Below are 20479 nucleotides of genomic sequence, written 5' to 3'. Positions count from 1 at the left end.
GCATTCCGGCGATTTCGGCTGACTTGCCGTGGAAACCCGGCAGTCAACGACGCTCAAGCAGAATGCGCAGCATGCGACGCAGCGGTTCGGCCGCGCCCCACAACAATTGGTCGCCCACGGTGAACGCGCCCAGATAGTCTGGCCCCATGGCCAGCTTGCGTAGCCGCCCCACCGGGATCTGCATCGTGCCGGTCACCGCAACGGGCGTGAGTTGCTGCATGGTCGCTTCGCGCTCGTTGGGGACGACCCGAACCCAGTCGTTATCGGTCGCGATCATGTCTTCAATCTCGTCGAGCGGAACGTCTTTCTTGAGCTTGAAGGTCAGCGCCTGACTGTGGCAGCGCATGGCGCCGACGCGCACGCAAAAACCATCGACCGGCACTGCAGGCGAGCCGAACCCCGCGCCCTGCCCGAGGATCTTGTTGGTCTCCGCCCCGCCCTTCCACTCTTCGCGCGACACGCCATTGCCCAGGTCTTTGTCGATCCAGGGAATCAGGCTGCCGGCCAAAGGCACGCCGAAGTGCTGGGTCTGCGCGGCGTCGAGCGCCTTTTGCCGGGCCAGCACATCGCGGTCGATGGCCAGAATGGCCGAAGCCGGGTCGTCCAGCAGCGCCCGCACCGATGCGTTGAGCGTGCCGAACTGCGTGAGCAATTCGCGCATGTGCTGCGCGCCGCCGCCCGAGGCTGCCTGATAGGTCATACTGGTCATCCACTCCACCAGTCCGGCCTTGTAAAGCGCGCCCACGCCCATGAGCATGCAGCTCACGGTGCAGTTGCCGCCAATCCAGTTGTTGCCGCCCTTGCTCATCGCCGCATCGATGACGGGGCGGTTGACCGGGTCGAGAATGATGATGCAGTCGTCGCGCATGCGCAGGGTGGAGGCGGCGTCGATCCAATGCCCCTTCCAGCCGGAGGCGCGCAGCTTGTCGAACACCGCCGTGGTGTAGTCGCCGCCTTGCGCGGTGAGGATGATGTCGCAGCGGCGCAGTTGCTCCAGGTCATGCGCGTCCTGCAGGGTGGTTTCATTTTTCGCTTCCGCCGGGGCTTTGCCGCCCGCGTTGCTGGTGCTGAAAAACAGCGGTTCGATCAGGTCGAAATCGCCCTCTTCGCGCATGCGTTGCATCAGCACGGAACCCACCATGCCGCGCCATCCCACCAAACCCACCAAAGTCGTTGCCATCATCCGTTCCGTTATGTGTTGTCTTTCCAATGCTGCGCTCAACCCAGCGCGGTGACCACCGCGTCGCCCATTTGCGCGGTGCTGACTTTTTGCGTACCCGGTGCGTGAATGTCCGGTGTGCGCAAGCCCTGCGCGAGCGCCTTCTGCACGGCGGCCTCGATGCGGTCGGCCTGCTCCGGCAGTCCGAGCGAATGCCGCAGCATCATGGCCGCACTGAGAATGGTCGCCAGCGGATTGGCGATGCCCTGACCGGCGATGTCGGGTGCGCTGCCGTGGCTCGGCTCATACAAGCCCTGTCCCTTTTCGTTCAGCGACGCCGACGGCAGCATGCCGATGGAGCCGGTGAGCATCGACGCCTCGTCGCTGAGAATGTCGCCGAACATATTGCCGGTGACGATGACGTCGAATTTTTTCGGCGCCTTGACGAGCTGCATCGCAGCGTTGTCCACATACATATGGTCGAGCTGCACGTCCGAGTACTGCTGGCCGACTTCGGTGACGATATCTTTCCAGAACTGGAAGGTCTCCAGCACATTGGCCTTGTCCACGCTGGTCAGGCGCTTGTTGCGGCCCTGCGCCGCCTTGAACGCCACATGCGCAATGCGCTCGATTTCCGGGCGGCTGTAGCGCATGGTGTCGAAGGCTTCGGGCTGGCCGGCGAAGGCGCCGTCGGGCGCGGTGCGGCGCCCGCGCGGCTGGCCGAAGTAAATGTCGCCGGTCAGTTCGCGCACGATGAGAATGTCCAGGCCCGACACCACTTCGGGCTTCAGGCTGGAGGCATCGGCCAGCTCGGCGTACAGAATGGCTGGCCGCAGATTGGCGAACAGGCCGAGGTTTTTGCGCAAACCCAAAATGGCCTGTTCGGGGCGAAGATGCCGTTCCAGCGTGTCGTACTTCCAGTCGCCCACCGCGCCGAACAGCACCGCGTCGGCCGACTTGGCCAGGCTCAGGGTGGCCTCGGGCAACGGATGGCCGCTGGCGGCATAGGCCGCGCCGCCCACATCGGCAAATTCGAAGGTGAAGTCGAACCCGTCTTGCGCAATGCGCTGGAGCACCTTGACGGCTTCGGCAATGATTTCGGGCCCGATTCCGTCTCCGGGCAATACGGCAATTTTCATAAGTGGGAGCTTGCGTTACAGGATGCGGTTGTCGAGCCAGGGCATGCGCGCCAGGCGCTCGGCCTCATAGGCGCGGATCTCTTGCGCATGGCCGAGGGTGAGGCCGATGTCGTCGAGCCCGTTGATCAGGCAGTGCTTGCGGAAGTCACCCACCTCGAAAGCCAGCTCGCTGCCATCGGGCTTGACCACTACTTGCCGCGGCAGATCGATGGTGAGCGTGTAGCCGACGAAACCATAGAGTTCGTCGAACAGCCGGGCCACCTGCGCTTTCGACAACACAATCGGCAGCACGCCGTTCTTGAAGCAGTTGTTGTAGAAAATGTCGGCGTAGCTGCTGGCGATCAGGGCGCGAAAGCCGTATTGCTGCAATGCCCAGGGCGCATGTTCGCGGGACGAACCGCAACCGAAGTTGTCGCGCGTGAGCAGAATGCTCGCCCCCGCATAGCGCGGCTGGTTGAGCGCGAAGTCGGGGTTGGGTTTGCGCGTGGCAGGGTCTTGCCCCGGTTCGCCGTGATCGAGATAACGCCACTCGTCAAACAGATTCGGGCCGAAGCCGCTGCGACGGATCGACTTCAGGAACTGCTTGGGAATGATGGCGTCGGTATCGACGTTGTCGCGATCCATTGGCGCGACCAGTCCCTTGTGGACGACGAATTTTTCCATGGTGTCTTTCCGCGTTGCCGCGGCGTTCGGGTGTTATTTCGACTTATCAGCCGCGTTGGTGATGGCCTGACCACCTGCCTTGAGGTCCTGGCCCACGCCAGCCACGGTATTGCAAGCGGTCAGGGAAAGCAGCGTGGCGGCAAGCAAAAGAATGGACAGCAGAGGTTTCATTTCAATCTCCTGAAAAACCCCTGCCGACCTTCGAAATTGCGATTGGAGGTGGAGGCGCAGCGCTCGCCCGGCTCCAGGCGGTCGGCGTTCATCGCCAGACACATGGAGCAGCCGGGTTCGCGCCATTCGAAACCGGCGGCCTTGAAAATCTTGTCCAGCCCTTCGGCTTCGGCCTGCGCCTTCACCAACCCCGAGCCCGGCACCACTAGCGCCTGCCGCACATTCGCGGCGATATGCCGGCCGGCCAGCACCTGCGCCGCATCGCGCAGGTCTTCGATGCGCGAATTGGTGCAGGAGCCGATGAACACCTTGTCGATGCGGATATCGGCAATCGCCTTGTTCGGCTCCAGGCCCATATAGGTCAGCGCGCGTTCCATCGCCGAGCGCTTGTTGGCATCTTTTTCTTTGTCGGGATCGGGCACGCGGGCGTCGATCGGCAGCACCATTTCGGGCGAAGTGCCCCAGGTGACTTGCGGCACGAGTTCGCGGGCGTCGAGCGTGACCACGCGGTCGAACTTCGCGTCGGCGTCGGAACGCAGGCCGCGCCAATACTGCACTGCCATGTCCCAGGCCACGCCGGTGGGCGCGAAGGGACGGCCGCGCACATAGTTGATCGTCGTGTCGTCCACGGCCACCAGCCCGGCGCGGGCGCCGGCTTCGATGGCCATATTGCACAAGGTCATGCGGCCTTCCATGCTGAGCGCGGCGATGGTGCTGCCGCCGAACTCGATGGTGTAGCCGGTGCCCCCGGCAGTGCCGATCTTGCCGATGACGGCCAGCGCGATGTCTTTGGCGCGGCAGCCCACGGGCAGCGGCCCATCCACGCGCACCAGCATGTTCTTCATCTTGGGTGCGAGCAGGGTTTGCGTGGCCAGCACATGCTCGACTTCACTGGTGCCGATGCCGAAGGCCAGCGCGCCGAACGCGCCATGGGTGCTGGTGTGCGAATCGCCGCAAACCACGGTCATGCCGGGCAGGGTGGCGCCCTGCTCCGGGCCGATGACATGCACGATGCCCTGGCGGCGGTCGTTCATGCGGAACTCGGTGATGCCATTGGCGGCGCAGTTGGCGTCGAGCGTATCAACCTGCAGCTTTGATATCGGATCGGCGATGCCTTCGGCGCGGTCGGTCGTGGGCACGTTGTGATCGGCCACTGCCAGATTCGCGCTCACCCGCCAGACCTTGCGACCCGCGAGTTGCAGCCCTTCAAAGGCCTGCGGGCTGGTGACTTCATGCACCAGATGGCGGTCGATGTAAAGCAGCGCGGTGCCATCTTCTTCGGTGCGCACCACATGCTCATCCCACAATTTGTCGTACAGCGTTCGGCCCATCGGCATCTCCTGCGTCTTGTTCGCGGTGCGCGCAAGACTTGTCATGAAAGGTTGATTTTAGTTGGCGCGCTTCACGCCGTGCTCGGCTGAGTTTGCAGCCATGCCACGGACAGATCGAACGATCCATCGGGCTGAACGCACATCGCCTCGCGCGCCTCCTGAGGCGCCTGCGCCCACACGTCGCGAATGGCCTGCACGCGCAGCTCCGGGGTGCGCATGCGCGCCACCCACGAGGCGAATTCCATAGTCAGACTCCAGCCCTCCATACTCGGCGCGGCAAAGCCCGCCCGCTGCAGCAGGGCGCTCCATTCGGAAACGCGGTAATCGCGCACATGCGAGGCGTCGCGCAAGATCTCCACCGTCTGCAGCAGGGTGTCGCACAGCGGCGACTCCAGGGCCACAACGTCGATGATGACCAGCGTTCCCTGCGGCTTGATGACCCGACGCATTTCGCGCAATGCGGCAGGCACATCAGGCCAGTGGTGCGCGGAAAAGCGGGTGACCACCAAATCGAAGCTGGCATCGGCGAAGGGCAGTTTGTCGGCCGGGCCCTGGCTAGTCTGCAGATCGTGCAGGCCGCGAGTTGCCGCCTCTTGCGCCACGATGGCGAGCATCGCGGGCGACAGGTCCAAGGCGGTAACCTGCGCGCCCGCGGCCGCCAGGGCGAAGCTGGCGTGTCCGGCCCCGCAACCGAGGTCGAGCGCCCGGCAGGGGCGCTCTTTCTGCACCATCGCAGCTAGACGCTGCAGATCGTGCCCCTGCGCATGAACGGCGCTGGTGAGGTAGGCGGCGGCGCTAACGCCGAACTGATGCGCGGCCAAAGCGGGCTGTTTCAAGAGGGCGCTCCAAGACGATGCAAAGACGACGGAGCAAAAGATAGCCCAGCATTTTTCCTGGTACAAGATGACAAAACATCCTGGTATAAAAACCTACCAGCCTGGGAACCTACCGTCGTCCTCACCTTCGCCTTCATCTTCTTGAAAGACCATGTCGCTGCCGTCATCCTCCATGCCCTCCGATCCGCACCAGGGCAGTCGCCTTCTGGGCGAGTTCATCCGTCTGCACCGCAACCGTCTGTCGCCTGCCGCAGCGGGCTTGCCTGCGACGGGACGGCGACGAGCGCCCGGACTGCGCCGCGAAGAGCTTGCCTCGCTCTGCGGCGTCAGCGCCACCTGGATCACCTGGCTGGAACAGGGACGACCGGTCGCGCCCTCGCCCAAGACGCTGGAGCGTGTGGCGCACGCACTGCAACTGACCCCTGCGGAGCGCGCCTATCTGTTCGAGCTGGCGCAGCGGCGCGACCCGAGCGAACCCGCGACACCGACAGAAGCGGTCGATGCCGTTCTGCGCAGCGTGCATGCCATAGTCCATCCCGCCTATGTGCTCAACCAGCGATGGGACGTGGTGGCGGGCAACGCTCAGGCGCAGGATCTGTTTCTCGGCTGGCAGACCTCCCCCGCCACACCACACACCGAACCAGCCACTGAGGAGCCGCCCAACCTGTTGCGCTTTCTGTTTTTCAACCCGCAGGCGCGCGGGCTGATCGAAAATTGGCCGCTACGTTCGCAGCGGCTTGTGGCGGAATTCCGGGCGGACTGCGGCGGGCGCCTGCACACCTCGCCCTTGCGCGCCTTGATCGATGAACTGAGCGCGCTCAGCCCCGAGTTTGACGCGTTCTGGAAACTCAATGATGTGCAGGAGCGCGAAGGCGGCGAAAGGGGCTTTGTCCATCCCCGGCACGGCCGCCTGGTGTATGAACAACTCACCCTGCGGGCGGCGCTGCACCCGGAGTACAAACTGGTGATGCTGCTCCCGGTCGCGACACCGGAATAAACAAATCTTCGAGCGAAAAAAGACCGCGCGCAGCGCGGTCTTTACAGGCAATGGATGAATGCAGACCGATCAGCCGCGCTCCCCGATGGGTTTGACATCGCGGCGCACCGACCCGGTGAACAGTTGGCGCGGACGGCCGATCTTGTACTCGGGATCGGTGAGCATTTCGTTGAGCTGCGCGATCCAGCCCACGGTGCGCGCCAGCGCGAAGTTGGCGGTAAACAGCGACACCGGCACGCCGATGGCCTTTTGCACGATGCCCGAATAGAAATCGACGTTGGGATAGAGCTTGCGCTGGATGAAGTAGTCGTCTTCCAGCGCGATTTTTTCCAGCGTCATCGCCAACTTGAACAGCGGGTCGTTGTGCAGGCCCAGGGCGTCGAGCACTTCGTGGCAGGTCTCGCGCATGAGCTTGGCGCGCGGGTCGTAGTTCTTGTAAACGCGGTGGCCGAAGCCCATCAGCCGCACCGAGGAGTTCTTGTCTTTGACTTCGCTAATGAACTCGCCGATCTTCGCCACGCCGCCCTTGGCCTGGATGTCGTCGAGCATGTTCAGACAGGCTTCGTTGGCGCCGCCATGCGCCGGGCCCCACAGGCAGGCCACGCCGGCCGCGATGGCCGCGAAGGGGTTGGTGCCGCTGGAGGCGCACAGCCGCACCGTCGAGGTGGACGCGTTCTGTTCGTGGTCAGCATGGAGGATGAAAATGCGGTCGAGCGCGCGCTCGATCACCGGGTTGGGCACGTAATCCTCGCAGGGCGTGGCCCACATCATGCGCATGAAGTTGGCCGCATAACTCAGGTCGTTGCGCGGGTACATATAGGGCTGGCCTTGGTTGTACTTGTAGGCCATGGCCACCAGCGTGGGCATTTTGGCGATGAGGCGGATGGCCGAAATGTCGCGCTGCTCGGGATCGTTGACGTTGATCGAATCGGGATAGAACGCCGACATGGCGCCCACCAGCCCGGTGAGCACCGCCATCGGATGGGCGTCACGGCGGAATCCGCGCAGAAAGAACTGCATCTGCTCGTGCACCATGGTGTGCTGGGTCACGCGATCGGAGAAGGCCTTTTTCTGTTCGGCGTTGGGCAGCTCCCCGTAGAGGATGAGGTAGCAAGTCTCCATGTAATCGCACTGCACCGCGATCTGGTCGATGGGATAGCCGCGGTAGAGCAGCTCGCCCTTGTCGCCGTCGATATAGGTGATGGCCGAGCTGCACGAGGCGGTGGACAGAAAGCCCGGGTCGTAAGTGAATTTGCCGGTCTGGCCGTAGAGCTTGCGGATGTCGATCACGTCCGGGCCGATGGTGCCTTTGTAAATCGGCAGGTCGACGCTCGGTGCTCCGTCGCTGAACGAGAGCGTGGCTTTATCGCTTGAAGGGGTCATTTTGAAATCTCCGGGGACTGTGTAATGAGGCTCCCGGAGGCAGACCCCGGGGACGGAATGACGCAAGCCCGTACTTGCGGGCTCACAAGCGCTGCAAAGTGTCAAGCAAGCCCCGGATCTGCGGTGTATCCAGTTCTTCCGGGAGCGGGGTTTTACGCATGAAAAGATCTAAAAGCGTGTTGTCGTCCAGTGCGAGCAGGGCGCCCAGCGCCGCCACCTCTTCGCTGCTGAGCGGCGTTTCGCGTTGGGCAAAGTAGCGCTGCAGAATCAGATCGTTCTCCAGCATGCCGCGCCGCGCGCGCCAGCGCAGCCGGGACAGGTCGGCGGCGTCGGCAGGGGCGTTCGCGTGCAGCATGGCAGGCTCAGACGGCGCGGCGCACCATCATTTCCTTGATCTTGCTGATGGCCAGCGTGGGATTGAGCTCTTTCGGGCACACGTCCACGCAGTTCATGATGGTGTGGCAGCGGAACAGGCGGTAAGGGTCTTCGAGATTGTCGAGGCGCTCGCCGGTGGCTTCGTCGCGGCTGTCGGCGATGAATCGATAGGCCTGCAAAAGCCCTGCGGGGCCGACGAATTTGTCGGGATTCCACCAGAAACTCGGGCAACTGGTGCTGCAACTCGCGCACAGAATGCACTCGTAAAGACCGTTGAGCTCTTCGCGTTCGGCCGGGCTTTGCAGACGCTCTTTTTCCGGCGGCGGCGTGTTGTTGACCAGATAGGGCTTGATCGAGTGGTACTGGTTGAAGAACTGGGTCATGTCCACGATCAGGTCGCGGATGACAGGCAGGCCCGGCAAGGGCTTGAGCACCACCGGCTCCTTGAGGGTGAGCAGATTGGTGATGCAGGCCAGGCCGTTTTTGCCGTTGATGTTCATCGCATCCGACCCGCACACCCCTTCGCGGCAGGAACGGCGGATGGACAGCGAATCGTCGAGTTCCCACTTGATGCGCTGGATGGCGTCGAGCAGCATCTTGTCGGTGTGCTGCAACGTCACCTCATAGTCCTGCATGTAGGGCTTGGCGTCTTTATCCGGGTCGTAGCGGTAGATCGAAAACTTCATCTTGCGCGTGTCGTTCATATGCGCTCCTCATGCCTGCCGTGCGCAGGCTGTTGATCCATCAGAAAGTGCGTGCCTTGGGCTTGAAGGACTCGACGGTCAGCGGCTTGAGCTTCACCGGCTTGTAGCTCAGGCGGCTGCCCTCGCGCCACCACAGGGTGTGCTTGAGCCAGTCCTGGTCATCGCGTTCGGTGTGATCGTTGTGATAGTGCGCGCCTCGGCTTTCCTGGCGGGCTTCGGCCGAGACCATGGTGGCCTTGGCGACTTCGATCAGGTTGTCGACTTCCAGCGCCTCGATGCGCGCGGTGTTGAATACCTTGGATTTGTCTTTGAGGTGGATGCGGTCAACCTGCCCCGCGATATCGGCAATCGCCTGCACGCCCTCGGCCATGAGCTTTGCGTTGCGGAACACGCCGCAATGCGTCTGCATCGCCGCGCGGATGGCGTCGGCCACCACATGGCTGCCGTCCCCGCTCTTGGAGGCGTCGAGCTGGGCCAGGCGCGCCAATGAGCGGTCTGCGGCGTCTTTGGGCAGGGGTTTGTGGCTGCGCTGATGAATGCCGCTGTTCACGATATGGTTGCCCGCCGAGCGGCCGAATACCAGCAGGTCGAGCAGCGAGTTGGTGCCCAGGCGGTTGGCGCCGTGCACGCTCACGCAAGAGCATTCGCCGATGGCGTAGAGCCCGCCCACCACGGCCGCAGGATCGTCGCCCTGCGGCATGACCACCTGGCTGTGGATGTTCGCCGGAATGCCGCCCATCTGATAGTGAATGGTCGGCACCACCGGAATGGGCTCCTTGATCGGATCGACGTTGGCGAAGCGGATGGCGATTTCGCGGATGGAGGGCAGCCGCTTCATGATGGTTTCGGCGCCCAGGTGATCGAGCTTGAGCAGCACATGATCCTTGCGCGGCCCGGCGCCACGACCTTCCTTAATCTCCTGGTCCATCGAGCGCGAGACAAAGTCGCGCGGCGCCAGGTCTTTGTAGGTCGGGGCGTAACGCTCCATGAAGCGCTCGCCGTTGGCGTTGAGCAGAATGCCGCCCTCGCCGCGCACGCCCTCGGTGATCAGCACGCCCGCACCCGCCACGCCGGTGGGGTGGAACTGCCAGAACTCCATGTCCTGCAGCGGCAGCCCGGCACGCGCGGCCATGCCCAGGCCATCACCCGTGTTGATGAAAGCGTTGGTCGAAGCGGCAAAGATGCGCCCTGCCCCGCCAGTGGCCAGCACCGTGGCCTTGCCCTCGAAAACCGTCACGTCGCCGGTTTCCATCTCCAGCGCGACCACGCCGAGCACGTCGCCTTCGGCATCGCGAATCAGATCGAGCGCCATCCACTCCACGAAGAAATGGGTGCGGGCCTCTACGTTTTGCTGATAGAGCGTATGCAGCATGGCATGGCCGGTGCGGTCCGCCGCGGCGCAGGCGCGTTGCACCGCCTTTTCGCCGAAGTTGGCGGTATGGCCGCCGAACGGTCGCTGGTAAATGGTGCCGTCGGGGTTGCGGTCGAAGGGCATGCCGAAATGTTCGAGTTCGTACACCGCGCTGTTGGCCTCGCGGCACATGAACTCGATGGCGTCCTGGTCACCCAGATAGTCCGACCCTTTGACGGTATCGAACATATGCCAGTACCAGTCGTCTTCACTCATATTGCCCAGCGCAGCGGAGACCCCACCTTGCGCCGCCACCGTGTGCGAGCGGGTGGGAAACACCTTGGAGAGCACCGCCACGTCCAGCCCGGCACGCGTGAGCTGCAGCGCGCAGCGCAACCCGGAGCCGCCCGCACCCACCACCACCACATCGAATTTTCGGTTACTGACCTGCATTTACGCTCTCCACAACACTTGCAGGGCCCAGCCCGCGCAAGCCAATAGCCACAAAATGGTGCCGATCTGCAGCAGCAGTCGCACGCCGACCGGTTTGACGTAATCCATCCAGATGTCGCGCATGCCCACCCAGACGTGGTAGATCAGCGCCAGCACCGTCACGAAGGTCAGCAGCTTCATCCACTGCTGGGCGAACAAATCGTGCCAGCGCTCGTAGCTCAGCGGGCCGGGCGCGAGAAAATACACCAGCAACACCAGGGTGAACACTGCGATGACGGCGGCGGTGACGCGCTGCGCCATCCAGTCGCGCAGGCCGTAGTGCGCGCCGACGACCAGGCGCTTGTTTCCAATCTTGTCGGCAGCCATGTCAGTACACCCCCAGCAGCTTGAGGCCGAACAGCGCGGTGAGACCGAGCGACACCGCAAAAGTGATGAGGGCCAGTTGCAGGCCCTGCGCCTTGCTCACGGCATGAAACGCATCCATCCACAAATGCCGCACCCCGGCCACGAGGTGATGCATTAGCGCCCAGAACAATCCGAGCAGAATGAGCTTGACGAACCAGTGCGAAAGAAATTGCGTGATGGCCGCATGACTGTCGGCGCTGCGCAGACTGTCGTCGAAAGCCCAGAGCACCAGTGGCAGCGCCAGGAACATCACCGCGCCGCTGATACGGTGCAAGATGGACACCAGGCCCGCCAGCGGCAGGCGGTAGCCCACGATCTGGCTGATGTGGATGTTGCGGTAAACCGGCCGGGCCGGTGGCGAAGCAGGTTTTGTCATGACACTGTCCTCGTTGTGATCGGTTGTTATCGCAGGTTTCCGGATCGGCACATCAACCCGGCAAGAGGTAGATGCATGAACGAAAGCTGCTTTTTGTTTTGAAGTCTATTGCATCGCAGCAAAACAGCCGGACGGCTGGGCTGGCAACTGCGATGCTTTCGGGGTCACTAATTCAACTCATTGCGATAGTGATGATGCCTCGTGTTGTACAGCCCGCGGCGGTATTCCGCAGGCAGTTCACCATAACTGAATGACAGCCGTTCGACGAGTAGCAGGGCTTCGGCCTCGCGCACCCGCAGAAGCTGCGCCTCCTGCGCGCTGGCATTCACCGCACGCAGCTTTTCTTCCGCCCGCACCATGCGGGTGGAAAACTCGGACTCGAACAAAGCGTAAAGCGGGCCGCGGTAACTTTCCAGCCGCTCCGCGGTCAGTCCGCGAAACGCCGGGCCGGGCAGGTAAATATCTTCGTACACCACAGGCTCGCCCGCCAGCAGCAGCAAGCGGCGAATCTGCGTCACGCTCTCGCCGACCTTGATGCCCAGGGTGCGCGCCACCTCTTGAGAGGCGCGAGAGCGCTTGCATTCCAAAAATTGCCGCTCCATGGGCTGCGGCACAGGGCGCGCGCCATCGGCTGCTGCATCGGGCACGATGCGCAGGAAGCGGAATTTCACCCGCTCTTCATGGTGCGTGGAAACAAACGTGCCGCGACCTTGACGTCGCAGCAGCAGACCTTCGGCCGCGAGTTCATCCACCGCCTTGCGCACGGTGCCCTGGCTGACGCCGAAGCGCCGCGCCAGATCGGCTTCGCTGGGGATGAGTTCTCCCGGCTTCCAGTCCCCCTGTTGCAGGCTGCGCGTAATCAGACCCTTGATCTGCCGATACAACGGGCTGAAACTCGGGTTGGACGCCAATTTGGATGCCGATTCGGACACATGGGCGGCCTGCAACTCGGGCGCTGGAGCGGGGGCGGGGCGGGAAGCCATCATGTCGTGCATTGCAGCATAGGCCGCCCCGCCTTGTCCAGCTTTTGATAAAAAACATCTTATATAAGATAGAAGAGTGATTGACGCCCGAACGACCTCGGCCTACACTTCTTTCGCATACTGCGGCGCACAAAGAGCCGCAAAGAATCACTACCCTGAGCTGTCCCGCTGTGTTGTTCTGCTGAGTTGTTCTATTCACGCAGGGCGCCTGCTCCATCAACCCCTACCGACCAGGAGTTTCCCCATGTCCAAAGCCCCCGTACGCGTGACTGTCAGCGGAGCCGCTGGCCAAATCGGCTATGCCCTGCTGTTTCGCATCGCCTCTGGCCAAATGCTGGGCACCGACCAGCCGGTGATTCTGCAACTCCTGGAAATTCCCGACGAAAAGGCCCAGAAGGCGCTGGGCGGGGTGATGATGGAACTTGAAGATTGCGCCTTTCCGCTGCTGGCTGGCATGAGCGCGCACGGCGACCCCATGACCGCCTTCAAGGATGTGGACTATGCCCTGCTGGTGGGCGCCCGCCCGCGCGGCCCCGGCATGGAGCGGCGCGACCTGCTGTCGGCCAATGCGCAGATCTTCACGGCGCAGGGCAAGGCGCTCAACGCCGTGGCCAAGCGCACGGTCAAGACGCTGGTGGTGGGCAATCCGGCCAACACCAATGCCTATATCGCGATGAAATCCGCGCCTGATCTGCCGGCAAAAAATTTCACCGCCATGCTGCGCCTGGATCACAACCGAGCACTGAGCCAACTCGCCGCCAAAACCGGCAAGGCAGTGGCTGATCTGGAAAAAGTCTGCGTCTGGGGCAATCACTCCCCGACCATGTACGCCGATTACCGCTTCGCCACCGTCGGCGGCCAGTCGGTGAAAGACATGATCCATGACGACGCCTGGAACCGCGACGTGTTCCTGCCCACCGTCGGCAAGCGCGGCGCGGCCATCATCGAAGCACGCGGCCTGAGTTCCGCCGCGTCCGCCGCCAACGCCGCCATCGACCACATGCACGACTGGGCGCTGGGTACCAACGGCAAGTGGGTCAGCATGGGCATTCCGTCGGACGGGTCTTACGGCATTCCCGAGCAGACGATGTTCGGCTTCCCGGTCACCTGCGCGGGCGGCGAATACCAACTGGTGCGCGATCTGCCCATCGACGCGTTCTCGCAGGAGCGCATCAACAAAACCCTGGCCGAACTCGAAGAAGAGAAGGCCGGCGTGCAGCATCTGCTCTGAACGGCCATGACGACCCACACTGCAGGCGAGCGCTTCCGCCTCGCACTACAACAGGAAAGCCCGCTGCAGATCGTGGGCGCGATCAACGCCAACCACGCCTTGCTGGCCCAGCGGGCGGGCTTCAAGGCCATCTACCTCTCGGGCGGCGGCGTGGCGGCCGGCTCGCTGGGCATGCCCGATCTGGGCATCAACACGCTGGACGACGTGCTCACCGACGTGCGCCGCATCACCGATGTCTGCGACCTGCCCTTGCTGGTTGACGTGGACACCGGCTTCGGTCCCAGCGCCTTCAACATTGCGCGTACCGTCAAAAGCCTCATCAAATTCGGTGCCGCTGCGCTGCATATCGAAGACCAGGTGGGCGCCAAGCGTTGCGGCCACCGGCCCGGCAAAGAAATCGTCAGCAGCGGCGAAATGGTCGATCGCATCAAGGCTGCGGTGGACGCCCGTACCGATCCCGACTTCTACCTCATCGCCCGCACCGACGCCATCGCCGTCGAGGGACTCGACGCGGCCATAGCCCGTGCCCGCGCCTGCGCAGAAGCCGGGGCCGACGCCATCTTCGCCGAAGCCGCTCTCGATCTCGACACCTACCGCAAGTTCGGCGCTGCCGTCGGCGTGCCGCTGTTGGCGAATATCACCGAATTCGGCGCCACGCCGCTGTTCACCGTGGAAGAGTTGCGCAGCGCCGGTGTGGCCATGGCGCTATACCCGCTCTCAGCGTTTCGCGCCATGAACAAGGCCGCGCAGACCGTGTATGAAACCCTGCGACGCGAAGGCACGCAAAAGGCCGTGGTGCCACTGATGCAGACCCGCGCCGAGTTGTACGAGAGCATCGGCTATCACGCCTACGAGCAGCGGCTCGACGCCATTTTTTCCGGCAAGCCCCAATCCTGAAGCTTTCGTGATCCGATTCGCAAACTGCAAACTGAATTGAATACCGAGGAGACAAACCCATGAGCGATGACGCAGCCCCCGCTGGCATGACCTTCAAGCCGAAAAAATCGGTGGCGCTTTCCGGGGTGACCGCAGGCAACACGGCCCTGTGCACCGTCGGACGCACCGGCAACGATCTGCACTACCGCGGCTACGACATTCTCGATCTGGCCGAGGCTTGCGAATTCGAAGAGATCTCCCACCTGCTGGTACACGGCAAACTGCCCAACACCGCCGAACTCGCGGCCTACAAGACCAAGCTGCGCCATCTGCGCGGCCTGCCCGCCGCGGTGAAAGCCGCGCTGGAGCAACTGCCGCCTTCGGCCCACCCGATGGACGTGCTGCGCACTGGCGTCTCCGTGCTGGGCTGCCTCATGCCCGAGAAAGACGATCACAACGTCGCCGGCGCCCGCGACATTGCCGACAAGCTCATGGCCTGCCAGGGTTCGATGCTGCTGTATTGGTGGCATTACGCTGCCAACGGCCGTCGCATCGAAGTCGAGACCGATGACGATTCCATCGGCGGCCACTTCCTGCATCTGCTGCACGGCCACAAGCCCAGCGCCTTGTGGGAACGGGCGATGCACACCTCGCTCATCCTCTACGCCGAGCATGAGTTCAACGCCTCCACCTTCACCGCCCGCGTCATCGCCGGAACCGGCAGCGACCTGTTCAGCGCCATCGCCGGGGCCATCGGCGCCCTGCGCGGCCCCAAGCATGGCGGTGCCAACGAAGCGGCGCTCGACATTCAGCGGCGCTACGCCAGCCCCGATGAAGCCGAGGCCGACATCCGCAGCAGGGTCGCCAACAAGGAAGTGGTCATCGGCTTCGGCCATCCGGTCTACACCATCGCCGACCCGCGCAACAAGGTCATCAAGGAAGTCGCCCGCCGGCTTTCAGCCGATCAGAAAAACATGCACCTGTTCAACGTGGCCGAGCGTCTGGAGGCGGTGATGTGGGACGTGAAAAAAATGTTCCCCAATCTCGACTGGTTCAGCGCCGTGAGCTACAGCCTCATGGGCGTGCCCACCGCCATGTTCACCCCGCTGTTCGTGATTTCGCGCACCAGCGGCTGGAGTGCGCATGTGGTGGAACAGCGACAGGACAACAAGATCATTCGACCCAGCGCGAATTACACTGGCCCGGAAAATTTGCAGTTCGTGCCGCTCGCACAGCGTCCTTGACTCGTCCCGCGCACTTCTCGCCATGCCCACGCGCCCGGCTTGTCGCTCGCCTCGTCCTGGAGCGGTTTTTTCCCGTGTTCCAGTTCGTGGAGTGTTCAAGATGAAACGTCAGTTCTTTTTCCTGTCCGGAGTGGTCGGTCTGTCCTGCGCGCTTGCGCTGCCTGCTCATGCGCAAACGCAGGCCAGCAAGGAAAAAACGGCAGATGCCGCAACCGCAGCGACTCACGGCGCCACCAAGGCCGAGCCGACGGTGGTGGCAAGCGCCGACACCGCCACCCCGGCCCTGCTGACCAGCAATGCCCCCGGCGCCCGCGTACCCGGCACGGAAAACGGCTTTCCCGATGTAAACCCGGTGTTCGCACTCAAGGCCGGTCGCATGGTGTGTGGCAGCCGCCGCCTGCCGATGGACGTCAAGATCGAAGGCGCCAACGACCAGGCCGTGCTGCTGACCTGGAATCGGAAAAGCTACATCCTCAAGCGCAAGCCCACCTCCACTGGCGCTTACCACTTCGACGATGCCAAGGCTGGCTTCGTCCTCATTCAGATCCCGACCAAGAGCATGCTGTTCGACAAAAAGAACATGACGCGACTGGCCGACGACTGCGTTCCCTCGCCCTGACGGGCTCTCCCTTACCCACGATCCATGTCCTCAGCGATTTCCAACGTCCGCCCCGCCCCCGACCAAGTTCTGGCTGACATAGCCGACTACGTCCTCAAAACCGATCTGCAAAGCGCACTGGCTTATTCCACGGCGCGAAACTGTCTGATCGACACCCTGGGCTGCGGACTGGAAGCGCTGGAATACCCGGCCTGCACCAAGCTGCTCGGCCCCATCGTGCCCGGTACCGTGGTGCCGCATGGCGCCAAGGTGCCCGGCACCCAGTTCCAGCTCGACCCGGTGCAGGCCGCGTTCAATATCGGCGCGATGATCCGCTGGCTGGACTTCAACGACACCTGGCTGGCGGCCGAATGGGGCCACCCGTCCGACAATCTGGGCGGCATCCTGGCTGTGGCCGACTGGCTCAGCCGCAACGCCGTAGCCGCGGGCAAGCCGCCGCTGACCATGCGCGACGTGCTCACCGCCATGATCCAGGCGCATGAAATCCAGGGCGTGATCGCGCTGGAAAACAGCTTCAACAAGGTCGGCCTCGATCATGTGGTGCTGGTCAAAGTGGCCACCACCGCCGTGGTTGCGCGCATGCTGGGTCTGTCGCGTGACGAAATCATCAACGCCGTGTCGCTGGCCTGGGTGGACGGGCAGAGCCTGCGCACCTACCGCCACGCGCCCAACACCGGCAGCCGCAAGAGCTGGGCCGCCGGCGACGCCACCAGCCGCGGCGTGCGTCTGGCGCTCATCGCCAAGACCGGCGAAATGGGCTACCCCAGCGTGCTCACCGCCAAGACCTGGGGCTTTTACGACGTGAGCTTCGGCGGCCAGCCGTTCAAGTTCCAGCGCCCCTATGGCAGCTATGTGATGGAAAACGTGCTGTTCAAGATCAGCTTCCCGGCCGAGTTCCACAGCCAGACCGCGGTGGAGGCGGCCATGACGCTGCACCAGCAACTTCGCGCTGCGGGCAAGAGCACCGAGGACATCGCCAGCATCGTCATCCGCACGCATGAGGCCTGTATCCGCATCATCGACAAGAAGGGCCCGCTGAACAACCCGGCCGACCGCGACCATTGCATTCAATACATGGTGGCGGTGCCGCTGCTGTTCGGCCGCCTCACTGCGGGCGATTACGAAGACACGGTCGCCGCCGACCCGCGCATCGATGCCCTGCGCGAAAAAATCGTCTGCGTCGAAGACCCGCAATACACCCGCGACTACCACGACCCGGAAAAGCGCTCCATCGCCAATGCCCTGACCGTGACCCTCAAAGACGGCTCGGTGCTGCCCGAGGTGGCCGTGGAATATCCCATCGGCCACAAGCGCCGACGCGCCGACGGCATCCCTCTGCTCGAAGCCAAGTTCCGCACCAACCTGGCACGGCGCTTTCCGGGCAAACAACAAAAAACCATTCTCGACGTGTCGCTGGATCAGAACTTGCTCGAATCCATGCCTGTGCACGACTACGTTGATCTGTACGTCATCTGACCTCGGAGACCTCCATGCCCACCAAACTCGCCAGCGCCGCGCCCGCCCACGCCTACGCCAAAACGCGCAAGACCTTCAAGACCGCTTCGGGCAAGTCCGCATCGTTCTATTCCCTGCCGCAACTCGCCAAAGAACTGGGCACGGATCTGTCGCGCCTGCCGGTGTCCATCCGCATCGTGCTGGAGTCGGTGCTGCGCAACTGCGACGGCAAAAAAGTCAGCGCCGAGCATGTCAAGCAGATCGCCGGGTGGAAGCCCAATGCAGCTCGCACCGATGAAATTCCTTTCGTCGTCGCCCGCGTGGTGCTGCAAGACTTCACCGGCGTGCCGCTGCTGGTCGATCTGGCCGCGATGCGCAACGCCGCCGCGCAACAACACAAAAACCCCAAGTCCATCGAACCGCTGGTGCCAGTCGATCTGGTGGTCGATCACTCGGTCATGGTGGACAACTACGGCACCAAAAAGGCGCTCGACCTGAACATGCAGATCGAGTTCCAGCGCAACCGCGAGCGCTACCAGTTCATGAAGTGGGGCATGCAGGCCTTCGACACCTTTGGCGTCGTGCCTCCGGGCTTCGGCATCGTGCACCAGGTCAACCTCGAATACCTCGCCCGCGGTGTGCATCAAACCAAGGACGGCGTCGCCTATCCCGACACCCTGGTGGGCACCGACAGCCACACCACCATGATCAACGGTATCGGCGTGGTGGCCTGGGGCGTGGGCGGCATCGAGGCCGAAGCCGCCATGCTCGGTCAGCCGGTTTACTTCCTCACCCCCGACGTGGTGGGCGTGGAACTCAAGGGCCAGCTGCGCGGCGGCGTCACCGCCACGGATCTGGTGCTCACCCTCACCGAAATGCTGCGCAAGGCCAAGGTGGTCGGCAAGTTCGTCGAGTTCTTCGGCGAAGGCACGGCCAGCCTGTCGGTCACCGACCGCGCCACCATCGGCAATATGGCGCCGGAATACGGTGCGACCATGGGCTTTTTCCCGGTGGACGATAAGACCCTCGACTACTTCAAGGGCACCGGCCGAACCAAAAGCGAAATCGAGCTGTTCGAGGCCTATTTCAAGGCGCAGAAGCTGTTCGGCGTGCCCAAGGCCGGGCAGATCGATTACTCGCAGACCCTCACCCTCGATCTCGGTACGGTCGAGCCCTCGCTGGCCGGCCCCAAACGGCCGCAAGACCGCATTGCGCTGAGCGAAGTCAGCCACCAGTTCGACAAACTGTTTTCGGCACCGGTGGCCGACAACGGCTTCAACCAGCCTGCAGACCGCCTGAGCCGCACCTTCAAAACCAGTGAAGGCATCGACATCGCCGATGGCGACGTGCTCATCGCCGCCATTACCTCCTGCACCAACACCTCCAACCCCAGCGTGCTGCTGGCCGCCGGGCTACTCGCCAAAAAGGCCGTCGAAGCCGGGTTGAAGGTGAAAAAACACGTCAAAACCTCACTGGCCCCTGGCTCGCGCGTGGTGACGGAATATCTGGAAAAAGCCGGCCTGCTGCCCTACCTCGAAAAGCTGGGCTTCTACCTTGCGGGCTACGGCTGCACCACCTGCATCGGCAATGCCGGGCCGCTGGCGCCCGACATCGAGTCCACCATCACCGCCAATAATCTGGTGTGTACCGCCGTGCTGTCGGGCAACCGCAACTTCGAAGCGCGCATCCATCCCAATATCAAGGGCAACTTCCTCGCCAGCCCGCCGCTGGTGGTGGCCTATGCCATTGCCGGCACGGTGCGCCGCGACCTGATGACCGAACCCGTGGGCTATGGCAAGGGCGGCAAGCCGGTCTATCTGGGCGACATCTGGCCGAGCAGCGAAGAAATCGACAAGCTGATGAAGTTCGCCATGAACCCCAAGGTGTTCCGCGAGAACTACGCGCAGGTCGCCACGCAGCCGGGCAAGCTGTGGAAGAAGATCGAAGGCGTCAAGGGGCAGGTGTACGACTGGCCCAAGAGCACCTACATCGCCGAGCCGCCGTTCTTCGCCGGGTTCGGCATGCAGCCTGCGGCCACATCGCTGCAGGTGCAGGGCGCACGCGCGCTGGCGCTGTTCGGCGACTCGGTGACGACCGATCACATTTCGCCCGCAGGCCCGATCAAGGAAACCTCGCCCGCCGGGCAATGGCTGCAGGCCAACGGGGTGCTCAAGGCCGACTTCAACTCCTACGGCTCGCGCCGCGGCAACCACGAGGTGATGATGCGCGGCACCTTCGCCAATGTGCGCATCAAGAACCTGATGATTCCGGCCGGGGCCGACGGCTCGCGTGAAGAAGGCGGCGTGACCCTGTTCCAGCCGTCTGGCAAGAAGATGTTCATCTTTGATGCCGCGATGCAGTACATCGCCGAAGGCACGCCCACGGTCATCTTCGCTGGCGAGGAATACGGCACGGGTTCCAGCCGCGACTGGGCGGCCAAGGGCACGCAGCTTCTGGGCGTGAAGGCTGTGGTGGCGCGCAGTTTCGAGCGCATCCACCGCTCCAATCTGGTGGGCATGGGCGTGTTGCCGCTGCAGTTCCTCGGCAATGATTCGTGGGAGTCATTGGGCATCAAGGGCGACGAGACCTTCGCCATCGATCTGGGCGATACCCTGCGGCCGCAACAGGACGCGCTGCTGACCATCACCCGGGCGGACGGCAGCAAGCAGCAGGTCAAGCTCAAGCTGCGCATCGACACGCCGATCGAGGTCGATTACTACCGCAACGG

General features: G+C 63.3%; 19 protein-coding genes and 1 pseudogene. 7 read left to right on the top strand and 13 right to left on the bottom strand.

Going from position 1 to position 20479, the window contains the following annotated elements:
- Positions 1-43: 43 nt before the first annotated feature.
- From asd to B7X30_RS02090, 6 genes and pseudogenes are all read right to left on the bottom strand, one after another.
- Positions 44-1180, bottom strand: coding sequence for an aspartate-semialdehyde dehydrogenase (asd, locus tag B7X30_RS02115; protein WP_286728798.1), 1137 nt, complete (start codon positions 1178-1180; stop codon positions 44-46).
- Positions 1181-1218: 38 nt separating this feature from the next.
- Positions 1219-2298 carry a 3-isopropylmalate dehydrogenase gene (gene leuB, locus B7X30_RS02110; RefSeq protein WP_286728797.1) on the bottom strand — a complete coding sequence of 360 codons (1080 nt, stop codon included), beginning with the start codon at positions 2296-2298 and terminating at the stop codon, positions 1219-1221.
- 15 nt (positions 2299-2313) lie between these two features.
- Complete coding sequence (gene leuD, locus B7X30_RS02105; protein WP_013123866.1) at positions 2314-2961, bottom strand: 3-isopropylmalate dehydratase small subunit; 648 nt, start codon at positions 2959-2961, stop codon at positions 2314-2316.
- Between the two features lie 33 nt (positions 2962-2994).
- Positions 2995-3132: an entericidin A/B family lipoprotein gene (locus tag B7X30_RS02100; protein WP_013106604.1), complete on the bottom strand. Its 138-nt coding sequence runs from the start codon at positions 3130-3132 to the stop codon at positions 2995-2997.
- Positions 3133-3149: 17 nt separating this feature from the next.
- Positions 3150-4463 (bottom strand): annotated as a pseudogene (gene leuC / locus B7X30_RS02095) (3-isopropylmalate dehydratase large subunit); the annotation flags it as partial.
- 71 nt (positions 4464-4534) lie between these two features.
- Positions 4535-5299, bottom strand: a complete 765-nt coding sequence (locus B7X30_RS02090; RefSeq protein WP_286728796.1) for a class I SAM-dependent methyltransferase — start codon at positions 5297-5299, stop codon at positions 4535-4537.
- 151 nt (positions 5300-5450) lie between these two features.
- On the opposite strand from B7X30_RS02090, the gene B7X30_RS02085 reads away from it, so the two are divergent.
- A complete protein-coding gene (locus B7X30_RS02085) occupies positions 5451-6296 on the top strand; it encodes a helix-turn-helix transcriptional regulator (RefSeq protein ID WP_286728795.1) in 846 nt (281 codons plus the stop codon).
- A gap of 69 nt (positions 6297-6365) precedes the next feature.
- On the opposite strand, the gene gltA is transcribed toward B7X30_RS02085, so the two are convergent.
- The 7 genes from gltA to B7X30_RS02050 all read right to left on the bottom strand — a co-directional run bounded on the left by gltA (position 6366) and on the right by B7X30_RS02050 (position 12338).
- Positions 6366-7679, bottom strand: coding sequence for a citrate synthase (gene gltA, locus B7X30_RS02080; protein ID WP_286728794.1), 1314 nt, complete (start codon positions 7677-7679; stop codon positions 6366-6368).
- 82 nt (positions 7680-7761) lie between these two features.
- Complete coding sequence (locus B7X30_RS02075; RefSeq protein ID WP_013106609.1) at positions 7762-8034, bottom strand: FAD assembly factor SdhE; 273 nt, start codon at positions 8032-8034, stop codon at positions 7762-7764.
- Between the two features lie 7 nt (positions 8035-8041).
- The gene (locus tag B7X30_RS02070; RefSeq protein WP_013106610.1) at positions 8042-8758 is read right to left on the bottom strand and encodes a succinate dehydrogenase iron-sulfur subunit; all 717 of its coding nucleotides are present in this window, start codon (positions 8756-8758) and stop codon (positions 8042-8044) included.
- Positions 8759-8798: 40 nt separating this feature from the next.
- Entirely contained in the window at positions 8799-10562 is a 1764-nt protein-coding gene (sdhA, locus tag B7X30_RS02065) for a succinate dehydrogenase flavoprotein subunit (RefSeq protein WP_276726936.1), read from the bottom strand.
- Positions 10563-10928, bottom strand: a complete 366-nt coding sequence (gene sdhD / locus B7X30_RS02060; protein WP_276708063.1) for a succinate dehydrogenase, hydrophobic membrane anchor protein — start codon at positions 10926-10928, stop codon at positions 10563-10565.
- A gap of 1 nt (position 10929) precedes the next feature.
- Positions 10930-11343 (bottom strand): succinate dehydrogenase, cytochrome b556 subunit, encoded by a 414-nt coding sequence (sdhC, locus tag B7X30_RS02055; RefSeq protein WP_013106613.1) that lies wholly within the window; start codon positions 11341-11343, stop codon positions 10930-10932.
- 167 nt (positions 11344-11510) lie between these two features.
- Positions 11511-12338 carry a GntR family transcriptional regulator gene (locus B7X30_RS02050; protein WP_286728792.1) on the bottom strand — a complete coding sequence of 276 codons (828 nt, stop codon included), beginning with the start codon at positions 12336-12338 and terminating at the stop codon, positions 11511-11513.
- Positions 12339-12570: 232 nt separating this feature from the next.
- Here B7X30_RS02050 and B7X30_RS02045 point away from each other — a divergent pair, with 232 nt between their 5' ends.
- From B7X30_RS02045 to acnA, 6 genes are all read left to right on the top strand, one after another.
- Positions 12571-13557 (top strand): malate dehydrogenase, encoded by a 987-nt coding sequence (locus tag B7X30_RS02045; RefSeq protein ID WP_286728790.1) that lies wholly within the window; start codon positions 12571-12573, stop codon positions 13555-13557.
- Between the two features lie 6 nt (positions 13558-13563).
- A complete protein-coding gene (gene prpB / locus B7X30_RS02040; protein ID WP_286728789.1) occupies positions 13564-14454 on the top strand; it encodes a methylisocitrate lyase in 891 nt (296 codons plus the stop codon).
- A 59-nt stretch (positions 14455-14513) separates the two neighbouring features.
- Entirely contained in the window at positions 14514-15677 is a 1164-nt protein-coding gene (gene prpC, locus B7X30_RS02035; protein WP_286728787.1) for a bifunctional 2-methylcitrate synthase/citrate synthase, read from the top strand.
- A 100-nt stretch (positions 15678-15777) separates the two neighbouring features.
- Positions 15778-16296, top strand: a complete 519-nt coding sequence (locus B7X30_RS02030) for a hypothetical protein (RefSeq protein ID WP_286728786.1) — start codon at positions 15778-15780, stop codon at positions 16294-16296.
- Positions 16297-16320: 24 nt separating this feature from the next.
- Positions 16321-17772, top strand: a complete 1452-nt coding sequence (locus B7X30_RS02025; protein ID WP_286728785.1) for a bifunctional 2-methylcitrate dehydratase/aconitate hydratase — start codon at positions 16321-16323, stop codon at positions 17770-17772.
- Positions 17773-17786: 14 nt separating this feature from the next.
- The coding region (gene acnA, locus B7X30_RS02020) for an aconitate hydratase AcnA (RefSeq protein ID WP_286728784.1) at positions 17787-20479 on the top strand (2693 nt) is incomplete at its 3' end.

The sequence above is a fragment of the Thiomonas sp. 13-64-67 genome, assembly GCF_002282795.1.
In the GTDB taxonomy this organism is placed as follows: domain Bacteria; phylum Pseudomonadota; class Gammaproteobacteria; order Burkholderiales; family Burkholderiaceae_C; genus Thiomonas; species Thiomonas arsenitoxydans.
Note: the sequence above shows the minus strand (reverse complement) of the source record. Positions and strands in the feature narration are given on the sequence as shown.

Coding starts and splice junctions, on each gene's coding strand:
- asd (WP_286728798.1), bottom strand. CDS start 1,180: ATGGCAACGACTTTGGTGGGTTTGGTGGGATGGCGCGGCATGGTGGGT.
- leuB (WP_286728797.1), bottom strand. CDS start 2,298: ATGAAAATTGCCGTATTGCCCGGAGACGGAATCGGGCCCGAAATCATT.
- leuD (WP_013123866.1), bottom strand. CDS start 2,961: ATGGAAAAATTCGTCGTCCACAAGGGACTGGTCGCGCCAATGGATCGC.
- B7X30_RS02100 (WP_013106604.1), bottom strand. CDS start 3,132: ATGAAACCTCTGCTGTCCATTCTTTTGCTTGCCGCCACGCTGCTTTCC.
- B7X30_RS02085 (WP_286728795.1), top strand. CDS start 5,451: ATGTCGCTGCCGTCATCCTCCATGCCCTCCGATCCGCACCAGGGCAGT.
- gltA (WP_286728794.1), bottom strand. CDS start 7,679: ATGACCCCTTCAAGCGATAAAGCCACGCTCTCGTTCAGCGACGGAGCA.
- B7X30_RS02075 (WP_013106609.1), bottom strand. CDS start 8,034: ATGCTGCACGCGAACGCCCCTGCCGACGCCGCCGACCTGTCCCGGCTG.
- B7X30_RS02070 (WP_013106610.1), bottom strand. CDS start 8,758: ATGAACGACACGCGCAAGATGAAGTTTTCGATCTACCGCTACGACCCG.
- sdhA (WP_276726936.1), bottom strand. CDS start 10,562: ATGCAGGTCAGTAACCGAAAATTCGATGTGGTGGTGGTGGGTGCGGGC.
- sdhD (WP_276708063.1), bottom strand. CDS start 10,928: ATGGCTGCCGACAAGATTGGAAACAAGCGCCTGGTCGTCGGCGCGCAC.
- sdhC (WP_013106613.1), bottom strand. CDS start 11,343: ATGACAAAACCTGCTTCGCCACCGGCCCGGCCGGTTTACCGCAACATC.
- B7X30_RS02050 (WP_286728792.1), bottom strand. CDS start 12,338: ATGCACGACATGATGGCTTCCCGCCCCGCCCCCGCTCCAGCGCCCGAG.
- B7X30_RS02045 (WP_286728790.1), top strand. CDS start 12,571: ATGTCCAAAGCCCCCGTACGCGTGACTGTCAGCGGAGCCGCTGGCCAA.
- prpB (WP_286728789.1), top strand. CDS start 13,564: ATGACGACCCACACTGCAGGCGAGCGCTTCCGCCTCGCACTACAACAG.
- prpC (WP_286728787.1), top strand. CDS start 14,514: ATGAGCGATGACGCAGCCCCCGCTGGCATGACCTTCAAGCCGAAAAAA.
- B7X30_RS02030 (WP_286728786.1), top strand. CDS start 15,778: ATGAAACGTCAGTTCTTTTTCCTGTCCGGAGTGGTCGGTCTGTCCTGC.
- B7X30_RS02025 (WP_286728785.1), top strand. CDS start 16,321: ATGTCCTCAGCGATTTCCAACGTCCGCCCCGCCCCCGACCAAGTTCTG.